This window comes from Enterobacter sp. JBIWA008 (assembly GCF_019968765.1).
In the GTDB taxonomy this organism is placed as follows: domain Bacteria; phylum Pseudomonadota; class Gammaproteobacteria; order Enterobacterales; family Enterobacteriaceae; genus Enterobacter.
Genome location: NZ_CP074149.1, coordinates 2,789,814 through 2,803,752, shown reverse-complemented (window position 1 = coordinate 2,803,752; position 13,939 = coordinate 2,789,814). Strand labels below are relative to the sequence as shown.

The 13,939-nt window shown below is 52.8% G+C and carries 11 protein-coding genes; all 11 read left to right on the top strand.

What is annotated here, in order from left to right:
• Positions 1–7: 7 nt before the first annotated feature.
• The 11 genes from KGP24_RS13550 to KGP24_RS13500 all read left to right on the top strand — a co-directional run bounded on the left by KGP24_RS13550 (position 8) and on the right by KGP24_RS13500 (position 13,939).
• Positions 8–802 carry a DcrB-related protein gene (locus KGP24_RS13550; RefSeq protein WP_223560788.1) on the top strand — a complete coding sequence of 265 codons (795 nt, stop codon included), beginning with the start codon at positions 8–10 and terminating at the stop codon, positions 800–802.
• A 2-nt stretch (positions 803–804) separates the two neighbouring features.
• Positions 805–2,145, top strand: coding sequence for a PAAR domain-containing protein (locus tag KGP24_RS13545; protein ID WP_194399471.1), 1,341 nt, complete (start codon positions 805–807; stop codon positions 2,143–2,145).
• Positions 2,145–3,245, top strand: a complete 1,101-nt coding sequence (gene tri1 / locus KGP24_RS13540) for an ADP-ribosylarginine hydrolase Tri1 (protein ID WP_223560787.1) — start codon at positions 2,145–2,147, stop codon at positions 3,243–3,245. The genes KGP24_RS13545 and tri1 overlap by 1 nt, the downstream gene beginning before the upstream one ends.
• 293 nt (positions 3,246–3,538) lie before the next feature.
• Positions 3,539–3,919 (top strand): immunity protein Tsi6 family protein, encoded by a 381-nt coding sequence (locus KGP24_RS13535; RefSeq protein WP_223560786.1) that lies wholly within the window; start codon positions 3,539–3,541, stop codon positions 3,917–3,919.
• A 343-nt stretch (positions 3,920–4,262) separates the two neighbouring features.
• Entirely contained in the window at positions 4,263–4,700 is a 438-nt protein-coding gene (locus tag KGP24_RS13530; RefSeq protein WP_223560785.1) for a hypothetical protein, read from the top strand.
• Positions 4,701–4,874: 174 nt separating this feature from the next.
• Entirely contained in the window at positions 4,875–6,797 is a 1,923-nt protein-coding gene (gene tssI / locus KGP24_RS13525) for a type VI secretion system tip protein TssI/VgrG (RefSeq protein ID WP_223560784.1), read from the top strand.
• A 10-nt stretch (positions 6,798–6,807) separates the two neighbouring features.
• On the top strand, positions 6,808–7,284 hold the full coding sequence (locus KGP24_RS13520) for a hypothetical protein (RefSeq protein WP_223560783.1): 477 nt from the start codon (positions 6,808–6,810) through the stop codon (positions 7,282–7,284).
• Between the two features lie 76 nt (positions 7,285–7,360).
• Entirely contained in the window at positions 7,361–7,915 is a 555-nt protein-coding gene (locus tag KGP24_RS13515) for a hypothetical protein (protein WP_223560782.1), read from the top strand.
• A gap of 3 nt (positions 7,916–7,918) precedes the next feature.
• Entirely contained in the window at positions 7,919–8,995 is a 1,077-nt protein-coding gene (locus tag KGP24_RS13510) for a hypothetical protein (protein ID WP_223560781.1), read from the top strand.
• Positions 8,996–9,070: 75 nt separating this feature from the next.
• Positions 9,071–9,511, top strand: a complete 441-nt coding sequence (locus KGP24_RS13505; protein WP_223560780.1) for a DcrB-related protein — start codon at positions 9,071–9,073, stop codon at positions 9,509–9,511.
• 3 nt (positions 9,512–9,514) lie between these two features.
• A complete protein-coding gene (locus KGP24_RS13500) occupies positions 9,515–13,939 on the top strand; it encodes an RHS repeat-associated core domain-containing protein (RefSeq protein WP_223560779.1) in 4,425 nt (1,474 codons plus the stop codon).

Below are 13,939 nucleotides of genomic sequence, written 5' to 3'. Positions count from 1 at the left end.
AACCCGAATGGCTGAATATATTCTTCAGGAAGCATCCCTCGCCTTACCTGATGTGTTTAAAGACAGAACCATGAATTTATTTACCCTGAGTGATAACGGAGCCAGCGAGTTTACTTTTGTTGTTTCTCGTGCGAGTGCTAAAAACGAAGATAAAGTCCAGGATGCGGCAACACGGCTGGTACGTGAACTGGAAATTACGGTGCCCGAATTTCGTCTCGAATCCTCTCAGATGACCTCTGTTGATGGTCTCCCGGCGGTTGAGCTTTTTTATCAGTTCAAAAATGATAATGCGATCATTTTCCAGAGACAGACCGTTATTTTGCTCGGTGACCATCCTGGTGGCCAAAAGATGGTGTGTTATATCGGTACTTGCCCGGGCGAGTTTAGCGATTATTATCATAATCAATATCAGGAAATTATCCGCAGTATTAAGTTCCACAAACCGGCTCAGACTGAAACCCAGGAAATGCTCGCTGCCGACAGCCAGGGGCCTTTTTTTGCGCTTGATAGTGAGAGTAAGGTACTCAGTGTCTTTGAAAACATTCAGGAACTGTATGGACACCTTTCGCTTCAGCGGGCGAAAGAGGGGCAGTATTTGCTTTTTGAAAAGCGGGGTAAACCACTCAGTATTGCACCCGTTCCGGACAGCCAACCCCTTCGTTACGCGCTCTGGACGACTTCCTCAGACAAATCACATCACTTGCTTTCACAGCTTTCCGTATGCCGCCAGGTCTCTGGTTCTGACCAACTTAATACACCCGATCGGATACGTGGGTATCTGATGGCACAGCGAGCCGAATAGTTATGTCCGAATGTCTGGCCGCTCGCGTAGATGATGAGATTGCTCATACAGCCTCAAAAGGCTGGATGATCGCAGGATTGGTTGGTGGGGCAATTCTGGGAGCAGCTGCCGTTGTCGTCACCGGAGGGACCGCGCTGGTTGCTGTTTCAGCCGTTGCGGCCGGGGCCTGTGCTGCGGGTGGGTTGGGTGAGCTCCTCGGCAGTATGTCATGGGCTCCACGCCATACTACCGGTACGCTAAAAGAAGGTTCACCCAATGTCTTTATCAACAGCCGAAAGGCTATCCGCGCTCATCTGTCAGCCGGAGAGTGTGACGAACACAGCGGTAGTCTGCAACGGGTTGCCGAAGGTTCGATAAAGGTTTACATCAACAACTTTCCCGCCTCTCGCACTGGCGATAAGCTGACATGCAGCGCTGAGATTAGCCAGGGATCGCGAAATGTTATTATCGGTGGAAGCAAGGTTCAGACCGATGAAATAAGTCCTGAAATCCCGGAATGGGTGAACTGGACGATGCTTGCCGTTGGTGCCGGAGCTATGGCGGTGCTGGCCAGTCCGGCAATCGCACTTCTGAGCACCCTCGGTGCTATGGGCGGTGGGACTATTGGTGGCTACGCGGGTGGAATGCTGTGTGGCGAAGGTAGCGACGGTCAGAAATGGGGGATGCTGATCGGCTCCGTTATCGGCGGCGGGGCTGGCATTAAAGGCGGAGCACGGTTTGATGCGTGGCGGGCTGGTAAAATACCGGCAGTTAGGCCTGTCGAAGCAAGCCCATTAGGCGCTACAGCGCTAAATAAACCGAAGATGACTTTATCCGAGGCTGTAGGTAAAGACCTGGCTAATACATGGGTAACGAAGGGAAGACAGCTTGCTGAACAAGGGGATAAACGACTCTCCTCCCTGCTAACCGATGATGAAGTAGGGGCTCTTTATGGTTATACTACGAATGAAGGTTATCCGATGGTTAACAATGCGCTAAGAGGCCAGGCTGAACTTACACCAGAAATTCAAGCTTTTGCGGATCACGCCACTAACGCTCTTGATAAGCTTCCTTCTTATGAGGGCATAACATATCGAGGCGCGACGTTACCTGAAAACGTACTAATGGAAAACCAGGTGGGTAATGTTGTTTCTGATCCAGCATTTATGAGCACCGATCAGAAAGTTCCTTTTTCAGGAGATACCACCATTACGATTAATGGTAAAACAGGTAAGCCTATTGATTTTCTCTCTGAATATAAAGGAACTGAAACGGAGGTGCTTTTCAAACCAGGTACCAAATTTGAAGTTGTTGAGCGTGTTGATTCTGGTGGTAAAACCGCGCTTACATATAAGGAATTATAATGATCGATCTGCACACTGATTTAAATACGCTGCTAAAGTATGTGGACAAATATCGACAATACTTACCCGTAAGCAATCCTTCAGTCCAGCGGAGGATGCAGTATACTTATGATAATAAATCCTTAGAATCTTCCTCCAATAGTGATGTGCAAAAACAATGGGACTTAACACCATCATGTAACATATCCCTGGCGGAATCACGTGATCGTGCTGTCGGTGCGCTTATTGGTCTTGCTGTAGGAGATGCTGTAGGTACGACGCTTGAGTTTTTACCTCGAGACAAAGCACACGTCAACGATATGACTGGTGGTGGGCCATTTCGACTTCGCGCAGGCGAATGGACGGATGATACATCCATGGCATTATGTCTTGCGGAAACGCTTCTTGAGAAAGGTGATGCTGATACTATATGCTTCAGGAATAAGCTTCTGGAATGGTATCGGCATGGTTATAACAGTTCAAATGGCATCTGTTTTGATATAGGTAATACAACTCGCTTTGCTTTAGACCAATATTTAACTGTTGGTCCTGGGTGGAGCGGTAATACAGCGCCAGAAACTGCAGGTAATGCTTCCATTATCAGACAAGCACCTGTCTCTATTTTTTTTAGAAAATCATTAAGCAAAGCGTTTTATGAAGCTAAAAAACAAAGTATCGCAACACACGGTGCCGCGGAAGCAATAAATAGTACACAGTATTTAAGTTATTTGCTTGTGCATATGATTAACGGTAGCAATAAAGATTTTGTTTTTTCTCCGCACGTCATGCCGCTTCAGCCACGTGTAATGATAATCAACGCGGGTGAGTATAAGCAAAAAACTCGCGATCAGATTCGTTCAAGTGGTTATGTTATCGATACGCTTGAGGCCGCGATGTGGTCGGTATGGAATACGGATAATTTCCGCGATGCAATTCTGCTGGCCGCCAATCTTGCCGATGACGCTGACAGCGTTGCGGCGACAGCGGGGCAAATAGCTGGAGCATTATATGGTTATTCCGGTATTCCCCTGGAGTGGAAAAATAAACTCGTGCAACACGAACGTATCGCCACCATGGCAGGTGAGTTATTCGATAGAGCACCTGAGGACAATTTTTTATAATTGCATGATCCCTATGGCACGGCTATTGTAGCGTGCCATTCAGTTGAGCAGAAAATGTTGGGTTAATGTGAAGTTATATGTGAGTCAAAACAACTCACTTTGCCAGTATTGAAAATACACCTAAATATCAAATATGCCATTCTTAATGATAATCATTCATTGATAAAAAGGTGGTTTTTAATTTGTCCTCTTGCCTCTACTTTTTTCTTAAATAAAAAGCAATGGTTAATATTATAAAGTGGAAGTAGTGGGGGTAATAGACGTATTCCCATCTAATAATTTAACTCAATATAATGAATGAAATAACAGTCTTGGATTATGTAGAAAAACCATTAACTTTAGCAAAAAAGAGATATGCTTATGTCAAAAATATCAATCCCAACTCCCCACTTTTACAAATGTACGACTCTATTGTGCAACAATTGTTATTTCTACAGGATTTAATCGAAGGCAAGGAAAATGATAAAGCGAAATTATGGAAGATGACGTTCGGTATGTATGCAGCGAAGGAGTTTGATAATTCGGATGAGTTGTTTTTTGAAAGGTTGTCGGATGTCTGGTTTATTGTTGAACAAATCCGTCGAGGATTAAAGGTTAGGCTCCCGCATGAGGTTGATGCCAATTACAGAATAAAACAAAAGATCATTAAAATGAAATGCCATGATGAATTTTAGGGTTGATATTAAATATATTTCATTATGGGTAAATGGTGGTTGATTTACATGCTAATTTGAATGTATTGTTTAAATATGTAGATAGATATCATAAGTACTTACCTGTTAGCAGTCTTTCAGATCAGCAGAAAATGCAGTATAAATATAATGATAAACTATTAGAATCATCTTTTGATTGCGATACACAAAAATAATGGGACTTAACACCATCATGTAACATCTCGCTAGCAGAATCGCGAGATCGTGCTGTTAGTGCGCTTATTGGGTTTGGTTTGGCAAACAGTCTGATGCGAATAGGTTAGATGGATGCCGAAAATAACATGATATATAAATGTGGAATGTTATGATGCATTGGTTTTTCTTTCTTCTCTTTCTGGTTTGGGCACTAGCGCTTATCTGGAATGGAAAAGATTTGTTCAGTAAAAAACAATGGTTGCTTGCTGGGTTAATGTTCGTTCTGGTGCTAGTGACTACGGTTGTTATTGGCTTTGCGTTGAAATGGTTCGCTCAGTCAATGTCATTATTCTCCGTCGCAACGGCGAAACAATATTCGATTATCTTTTCCATGTCTTTCCTGTGCGTATGGGGTTTAAAGATTACCGTTGTGCTGCTCTGCACGATTTTTCACGGGGTTATAGGGGGGCACAAAAAATACAATGCAGAAAACCATGAAAAAATATCGTCTATAACACGCGTCGTTGCGCCTGGCTTACTTATCGTTGCTAAAAGCGTAGTTTCCCTGGGTAGCGTCCTTATGTTTTCAGGTTTATGGCTTAAATAAGCACGATATTAACTTAAAAATATCTCAATGAAACTACAGGAAAAGTAGTTTCATTTTGTGGCAAGCGAAGTCAATCTTACAGCTACTCATTATCAAACCAGCAGCGTTTACGCTTTGCGTATTGAAATGAGTTAACTTCTGGCACTGAGATTAGTCCATAGTGGAATAAAGATTATGCTCAACCGAATTACCGTTCAGCTCCCGGTGGAGGGGCTTCTGTTCTGGAAACTGACGGGCCGCGAGGCGATGTCCGAGTCGTTCGCGCTGACGCTGACCGTGCTCGGCACGGACGCGCGCATCGACCGCAGCAGGCTGCTGGGCCAGCCGGTGACTGTGACCATCCCGACGCAGAGCCTGCTGACGTCCCGCTATGTTAACGGCAAGATTACCCGCGTGGCGGTCAGCGCCGTTGAGCTGACGGGCACCCGCTATGCGGTCTACCAGCTGACGGTGGAGCCGGACCTGTGGCCGATGAAGCGCGACCGTAACCTGCGTATCTTCCAGGGGCAGACGGTGCCGCAGATTGTGAAAACCCTGCTGGGTGAGCATCAGGTCAACGTTGAGGATAAGCTCACCGGCAGCTACCGGGTGTGGGACTACTGCGTGCAGTATCAGGAGTCGAGCCTGGACTTCATCAGCCGCCTGATGGAGCTGGAGGGGATTGCGTATCACTTCCGCCACGAGGCGGACAAACATACCCTGGTGCTGACCGACGCCGCGACGCAGCATCAGCCGTTCAGCGGCTATGAGGTTATTCCTTACCACCAGACGCCGTCCGGCGGCAGTACGGACGAAGAGGGCATCAGCCAGTGGGCGCTGGAGGACAGCGTGACGCCGGGGATTTACAGCCTCGACGACTATGACTTCCGCAAGCCGAACGCGTGGCTGTTCCAGGCCCAGCAGAACCCGGCGTCGCCGAAGCCGGGGAGCATCGACGTGTACGACTGGCCGGGGCGCTTTGTGGATAAAGGGCACGGGGAGTTCTATGCCCGTATCCGTCAGGAACGCTGGCAGGTGGAGCATCAGCAGATTCAGGCCACCGCCACGGCGGCGGGGATTGCGCCGGGGCACACCTTCACGTTAACCAACGCGCCGTTCTTCAGCGACAACGGGGAGTATCTGGTGACTGCTGCGGGCTACCACTTCGAGGAGAACCGCTACGCCAGCGGCGAGGGTGAAACCATTCACCGCACCGATTTCACGGTGATCCCGTCGGCGGTGGTGTACCGCCCGGCGCAGTCCACGGCGTGGCCGCGCACCTACGGCCCGCAGACCGCGAAGGTGGTGGGGCCGAACGGCGAGAGTATCTGGACGGACAAATACGGCCGCGTGAAGGTGAAGTTCCACTGGGACCGCCTGGCGAAGGGGGATGACACCAGCTCCTGCTGGGTGCGCGTGTCGAGCGCGTGGGCGGGCCAGGGCTACGGCGGGGTACAAATCCCGCGCGTCGGCGACGAGGTGGTGGTGGACTTTATCAACGGCGACCCGGACCGTCCGATTATTACCGGCCGCGTGTACAACGACGCAAGCATGCCGCCGTGGGCGCTGCCGGCCGCGGCGACGCAGATGGGCTTTATGAGCCGCACGAAAGACGGTTCCGTGGACAACGCCAACGCCCTGCGATTTGAGGATAAAGCGGGTGCAGAGCAGGTGTGGATCCAGGCCGAGCGCAACATGGACACCAGCGTTAAAAATGATGAAACGCACAGCGTCGGCGGCGAGCGCAGCCATTACGTGAAGAAAAATGAACTGCATCGCGTGGAAGCGAACCAGACGCAGGCCGTGAAAGGCGGCACCGAGATCCTGACTGGGAAAGGCAAGCTGGATGCGGCGGTAGAGCAGTACGTCATTGCTTCCGGGACGAAGCTGAGGCTGGTTTCAGGCGAAAGCGCCATTGAGCTGAACGCGAACGGCAAGATTAACCTGATCGGCAAAGAGTTTAACTTCTTTGTCGAAGGGGATGGGTATATTACCACGGGCGGTAAGCTTCATCTGAACACGTCGGGAACCAAGCCGGGCACTACGGCGCCGGGATCGGGGCATAAAGGGGATATTGATGCGGCGGTGCAGGCGAAATTTACGCCAAAAGATGAGTAAGGCCGGTGCGGTGCTTATCGCATTATTAACGACGGGAATGGCTGAAGGAGACGCTCAGAAAAAGGATCTTTGGATGTTCATTTCCGGGATGAGTGCATCACTCAGATCATTATCCGTTACAAGCCTAAGCAATGCGCCGTTGTCATTTAAGATCACCAAACAAAATGAATATATCAATTTCTACAAAGCTGACGATTTCAAACTGGATGATGGAACGAGCATTACCGAAATTGGTTTACGTTTAAGCAAATATAACGGCGACATGGCGCCATTACTTAATTTTTCACCGTCAGGCCAGTGCATCACTCTCGACACTGTTAAAAAACATTATCCGCAACTGACGTTAACTGATTATCCACGAGGCCGCTCTGAGAGTGAAGTGACCAGTTATACAGCGCCAAAAGATATGAATGAACAAAAGGTGAGCTTCAGCTTCACCGTTAAAAATCCTGACTGTCTGGGTTCAGTCGTCATAAGCGCCGAATAAGAAACGCTGCTCCCATGTCCTGGCGGTGTTTCCAGTGGCGCGAAGCGCAGTAAATATTCATTGAATGACAATTAATGTGAAAAAACACACTCCGACATTTCTTTGTTCTGCCCTGATATTTAACTGCCTGAGCAGCAACGTGGTTTTGGCTCAGGTTATGCCGCCCGTTCTGACAAAACAGGATTTTTCCGTCAAGGTCAAAGGCCAGCCTGTCACCTTAGGCGACAGATGGACTCCTGATATTGCCCGTAAAATTGACGTGCCGCTTGAAGGCCATTTTGTCGGTGAGGTTCCTTTTGACGGAACCCAATATAAGTTCTTTCAGCATCAAAAGGCTGGTTTAGAAATATTCACTTCCAATCTCTGGTGGGATAAAGCTGAACGAAGCGTTGATGATTATATCGTGTCTCAAATTACGCTGACTGCCGAAGACTTGGCAACGCCGCGTGGTGTCCATGTGGGTTCAACAATCAGAGCACTGAAAAATGCATACGGCGATGGTCAGGTCGAAAATGATTCCGTGGAGCAGTGGGTTTCCTATGAATTGGGTAAGAAATTGCTCTCTTTTGAGGTTAAAGACAGTAAGGTTGTGAAGATAACAATGAATTACGATAATGGTTCTTCAGAGTAAATTATGGCCAAAAAATATCTGGCAGCCGTATTGTTCACCGCTTTATTGACAGGCGTTGTTGAAACGTCATCGGCGCTTGAATTATCGCAATACAATAAGCTCGACACGGTTAGCCGCATCGTTAACGACAGCGAAGTGACAGACAATCTCAGGAAAACGCTGGTAAATCATTACCAGATCTTTATTGATAACTTTGATGTCTTCGGTGAACCGCATACCACCATTGGTGGCGGATTGTTTGTTGAAGGCTGGCTAAAGGATCTCTACCAGGAGAATGCGTCAGCGCTGGTCATCAATCCTGACGGCAAAATCTTTGCGGCCTGGGTGGTTCCGGAGTCGGACGTTATTCATTACCAGTCTTCTGATAATAGCCCGGTTATTAATGCCGATATTCAGCAATGGGCTGCCAGATTTAATGCGATGCATTTTGCAACGAACAGCCATTCAGGCCTCGTGTTTGACGGGGACTGGGCTGGCGAATTCGGGAACGACTCAACGTTAACCCTGCGGTTAGCTGAATCAGGCAACCGTATCACCGGGTCTTATTGCTATATCTCCCAGAGAGGAAACCGCATAGATTGCCCGGAAGATGATGAGCGTAATCTTACCGGTACGATCGCTGGCAATCGTGCCAATATTGAATTCAACTCATCGTTTGGCGGCCCAGGCGGACGGGCTGTTCTGGAAATAAAGGGGGATGAAATGGAATGGCGCTTAGCTACTCCTCCTCAAAATGGAAATTATTATGCTCCGCAGCGTTATACGTTACGTAAAGCCGCTTCGGTTCATAACGCTGAAACCAGAAAACTGGACACCGAAAAGTTCACTATTTCGCTGATAAACAGGTGCGGGCGTTTTGGGAGCGAGTGTGACGAGATGGTCTATCTCGGCGTGCGCAAAAGCGATAACAGTACGATCTCCTTAAAGGGAAAAACGTTACGCGACTCCGCAGGTAAAATAATCGGCTCAACGTACAAGAATGGCGAGATCGTTTATACCGTGACGTATGCACCCGCGAAATTGATTGTCAGCAAAGGCAGCCATGTTTTAGTCGAACAGTCAGGTCAATGGCTTAAATAATAAAACAGCCAGCCAGAGGGCCAGCATGGATTGGCCTTTATGTTTCTCACAATATTAATCATCCCGAGTTCACTTATGAAATACACCCTCCAGGAAGGTTCGTTTTCCCTTTTTCCTGCTGCCTGGCAGGATAACAGCATGAATATTATTCGCGATGACGAAAGCGGGCTGTCCGTGGTGGTCAGCCGCGGCGTTATCCCCGATGGCAGCGACTATGAACAAGAGTTCCACCGCCAGTGGGATGTGCTGCGTCCTCAGATGGGTGAAATTGCCCAGAGCGAATTCCGGAACGTAAAGGCCGGGCCTGACGGAAAAATTAGCGGGCTGGAAGTTGAGACCACCTTTGACCGTAACGGGCAGCGCCTGTGGCAAAAACAGCTGGCCGTTCAAACGCCGGGCAAACCGGTATTGATGATTTTTACCCTCTCGGCACTCAGAGCCTTTACCGAAGAGGACGAGGTGCGCTGGAGCGCGCTTAAGCAGAGTCTGACGCTAAACGACAACCGGAATGTGTAAGGCATGAGCGATAACAACGCGGCCCGTAAGGGCGACGAGATCATTCACTCCAGTATTTTTGCTGACATCACCAGCATCGTGGCGGAAGGTGCCGCCTATGCGGTGATCGGCGCGGCGGTGGGGCTGGCGGCTACGGCCGCCGCGCCACTCCTCGGTGCCGGAGCCGCCGCAGCAGGCGTGGCGGCAATAGGATCCAGCTGTCTGCTAAGCGGAATTATCGGTGGCGTGCTGGCGAACGTGGCGGGTATTACCGACGATATTAGCAACGCCGCTGAGGGGTTAGGCAATGCGCTTTTCCCGCCGTCGCCTGCGGGTAAAATCACTACCGGTTCCAGTAACGTTCTCACCAACGCAATCCCCGCCGCGCGCGCGGCAGGCACGCTGACGCCCGCCGATACGCCGTCTCCTGAGCCGCAGTCCCCGGGCAGCTTTGCCGATTACGCGGGCATGCTGCTATCCGCAGCCGGTCAGTTTGGCAGCGAAATGTGGCAGCCGAGCGTGGCCTATGCCGCCGCGGGAACCTCGCCGCTGGAAGAAGACAAGGTGGCGTGCGAAAAGCACTCCGGGCCGCAGTATCTGGCGGAAGGCTCTAAAAGCGTCTTTATCAACGGGCAGCCCGCGGTGCGCGCGAAAGATCGCACTACCTGCGAAGGTACCGTCTCCGACGATGTCTCCCCGAACGTGATCATCGGCGGGGACACGCTCACGGTCCGCGATATCAAAAGCGGTAAAACGCCGGGTCTGGCGCTGGGGATGATTGCGCTCTCTCTGCTGCGCGGGCGTCCGGGCAAGATCCTGAAAAACATGCCCTGTGCACTGGCTTCAGCTGGCGGCGGGATGCTGGCCGATATGGCGGTAAATGCCGTGTTTGGCTCCTCGCACCCTGTTCACGCCGCCACCGGCGTGAAGGTGCTGAATGACGACGACGAACTCGATTTCTCGCTGCCGGGGCGCTTCCCGCTTCGCTGGCAGCGCAGCTACAACAGCCTGACCACCCGCGAAGGGCTGTTCGGTCTGGGCTGGGCAACCACCTTTGACAGCTATCTGGCGCTGGAAGAAAACAATGCCACCTGGTTCGATGAAACCGGGCGCGAGCTGAGCTTCGAGCTGCCGCCTGTCGACCGCGCGTTTTACAGCATCAGCGAAGGCATCATTATCCGCCGTAATGAGAACGGCGACGTGGCGATTGCCGACGATGACGGTGCGGTATGGCGTCTGTATAAACCGACCCGGGCGAATCCATCCATCCTGCGTCTGGCCTCCCTCAGCGATGAATACGGCAACGCGCTGCTGACGGAGTGGGACGAGCACGGCAGGCTGGTCGGCCTTCACGATGAGCCGCGGGCAATCGACGTCACCCTGCGCTATGACGATGAACGTTTCCCGCAGCGCGTTACCGCTGCCAGCCATTTTGACGGTAACCAGACATGGCCGCTAATGCAGTGGGGCTACGACGCGCGCGGCCAGCTGTCGAGCGCGACGGATGCCTCCGGCGTGGTGACGCGTGAATATCGCTATAACGAGCACGGGCTGATGGTCTGGCACCGGATGCCGGGCGGTCTGGAGAGTGAATACCGCTGGAAAAAGTTCGATCACTGGCGCGTGGTGGAAAACCGCACCAGCACCGGCGACGGGTGCCGCTTTAGCTACGATTTAGCCGCCGGGCTGACGACCGTCGAGCACTACGACGGCCAGACGCGCCGCCACTACTGGAACGCGCAAAACCTGATTGTCCGCTACGTGGACGAGCGCGGTGAAAACTGGCGCTACGAGTGGGACGAGAACGAGCTTCTGACGCGTCGCATCGATCCGCTCGGCAATGCCGTTACCTTCGTCTACGACGACATGGGCAACCGGGTTCAGGAGACCGATGCCGACGGCAATACCCGCACTACCACCTGGCTGGAGCACCGCGCGCTTCCTGCGGCCATAATCGAAGCCGACGGCAGCGCCACCCGGTTCTGGTACGACGAACATCACGGCCTTAAGCGCGTGGTGGACCCGATGGGGCAGACCACGCAGCTGCGCCGGGACGAGTTCGGCCAGGTCGTTGAAGAGGTTGATGCCGCCGGAAACAGCCGCTACCAGGAGTACAACGAGGCCGGACAGATCGTTCGTTCGACGGACTGTTCCGGGCGTATTACCCGCTACCGCTACCACCCGCTGGGGTGGCTGGTGGCCGAGGTGAGCGCCGACGGGGAAGAGACGCGCTACCGCTACGACGCCGCAGGGCGTCCGGTGCAGCTCGATCGTCCGGAAGGCTGGACGGAATCGCTCAAATGGAACGAACGTGGCCTGCCGGTGAAGCATGCTGGCGCCGACGGTAAAGAGAGTGAGTTCAGATACGACGAGGCGGGGCGCTTAACCGCCACCCGTAATACCCAGGGTGAAGAGGTCCGTCGCCGCTGGGACAGCCGCGGGCGTCTGATTGCCCTGGAAAACGAAAACGGTGAAGCGTACCAGTTCCGCTGGGGCGCGGACTCGCTGCTGCTGGAAGAGATTGGGCTCGATGGCGTGGCCTCGCAGTATCGCTACGACGCCTGCGGGCGCACGATAGCGCGCACGTTTGCAGCCGGTCATCCGGAGGCCATCACCCACGCCTTCGCCTGGAGCGCGAGCGGCCAGCTGGTCGCCCGCATCACCCCGGAAGGGCAGACCCGCTACCACTACACGCCGTCCGGACTGTTAAGCCGGATTGGGCTGCATCCTGCGCTTGCAGCCGACGCGTGGACCACCGAGGCAGAGCAGGAGCTCGCCTTTGAGTATGACGCGCTTGGTCGCGTGACGCGCGAAGCGGGCGAGCACGGCGAGCTGGCGTGGGAGTATGACGCGCTGGGTAATCGCACCTCTATCACGCTTCCCGACGGCCGCGAGCTGAAGCAGTTTTACTACGGCAGCGGGCATCTGCTCAGCATTGCTCTCGATAAGCTGTCGGTCTCCGACTTTACCCGCGACGAACTCCACCGGGAGACCAGCCGCACCCAGGGGCTGCTGACCACCCGCAGCGAATACGACCGCCTCGGCCGACTGCATCGCCGGGACGTATTTACCGGCAATGCCCAGCGCCCGTCGCCGCGCCGCTGGTCCCGCCGCTGGGATTACGACTACCGCAATAACCTGGTCCGAGAAGAGCGGGACGATAACCCGTTCAGCTGGTACCGCTGGCAGTACGACAGCGCCGGTCGTCTGCTGGTTCAGGACGGCACGCTGCCCGGACAGGAGCAGTGGCGCTGGGATGCAGCCGGCAACCCGCTGGAAGGATCTGCTGAGAAGGTCACGCACAACCGCCTGACGCAGCTGAACGGCGTTCGCTGGCGCTATGACATCCACGGCCGCACCGTGGAGAAGGATAACGGCCAGACGCGCTGGCACTACCGCTACGACGGTGAACATCGCCTGACGGAGGTCATCAGCCAGCCGCGGGACCGCAACAAGCCGCAGACGCAGGTCAGCTTCCGCTACGATCCGCTCGGGCGACGCATCAGCAAAACGCGACGCCAGATGCTGGGCGGACAGCCAACCGGCAAGCCGGTCACCACCCGGTTTGTCTGGGAAGGGTTCCGCCTGTTGCAGGAGGTGCACGGGGATGTGCCGCTGACCTACGTCTACAGCGATCAGGACAGCTACGATCCGCTGGCGCGTATTGATGGCGTTGATGCCCCGGAGATCTTCTGGTTCCACTGCCAGCCCAACGGCACGCCGGAGCGGATGACGGATATCGAAGGGCAGGTGCGCTGGGAAGGCGTGAACAGCGCCTGGGGCAAGCTGCTGCGTGAAAGCGAGACGCAGGTATCAGGATATTCTCAGAACCTGCGCATGCAGGGGCAATACCTGGACCGTGAGACAGGGCTGCACTACAATCTGTTCCGGTATTACGACCCGGACTGCGGAAGATTTACTCAGCAGGACCCGATAGGGCTGGCGGGGGGGATAAACCTTTACCAGTATGCGCCGAATGCACTGGGGTGGGTGGATCCGTGGGGGTTAACTCCTGAAGATCTGATTCGCTACCGCCCACACGATTCTCTTTCTGCTCAAAACGGAGCTAGAAGCTCTGCTATCTCTAGGGCATGGGTGCAAGAAAAAGCCTTATTGCAGGATGGTGGGGCTGGGACCAGGAATTGGACAGCGCAAGAGAGAGATTTAATATTGAAGACTCCGAACAAGAGTCTTACCTCCGTGATGTCACGGGCAGGCTATACTGGGCATCATATCAACTCGGTAGAAGGCAATGGTACACTTGGTTCTAAATGGCAAGGTGATCCGAGGAATATTGTTTTCTTGAAAAATCATAACCATCCCGACAAGTTCAATGAGCATGTCCATGGTGATCAAGGACATAGAGGGAATACTAAAAACTCGACGCGCGGGCGCTTAATCGATAGAGAAAGAACACTAAAATCCAGACAACGATGTAAGCAATTATAG

Bases quoted from the DNA above. Each gene is read 5' to 3' on its own strand.
- tssI (WP_223560784.1), top strand. From the start codon at position 4,875: ATGCTCAACCGAATTACCGTTCAGCTCCCGGTGGAGGGGCTTCTGTTC.
- KGP24_RS13505 (WP_223560780.1), top strand. From the start codon at position 9,071: ATGAAATACACCCTCCAGGAAGGTTCGTTTTCCCTTTTTCCTGCTGCC.
- KGP24_RS13545 (WP_194399471.1), top strand. From the start codon at position 805: ATGTCCGAATGTCTGGCCGCTCGCGTAGATGATGAGATTGCTCATACA.
- KGP24_RS13535 (WP_223560786.1), top strand. From the start codon at position 3,539: ATGAATGAAATAACAGTCTTGGATTATGTAGAAAAACCATTAACTTTA.
- KGP24_RS13550 (WP_223560788.1), top strand. From the start codon at position 8: ATGGCTGAATATATTCTTCAGGAAGCATCCCTCGCCTTACCTGATGTG.
- KGP24_RS13510 (WP_223560781.1), top strand. From the start codon at position 7,919: ATGGCCAAAAAATATCTGGCAGCCGTATTGTTCACCGCTTTATTGACA.
- tri1 (WP_223560787.1), top strand. From the start codon at position 2,145: ATGATCGATCTGCACACTGATTTAAATACGCTGCTAAAGTATGTGGAC.
- KGP24_RS13530 (WP_223560785.1), top strand. From the start codon at position 4,263: ATGATGCATTGGTTTTTCTTTCTTCTCTTTCTGGTTTGGGCACTAGCG.
- KGP24_RS13500 (WP_223560779.1), top strand. From the start codon at position 9,515: ATGAGCGATAACAACGCGGCCCGTAAGGGCGACGAGATCATTCACTCC.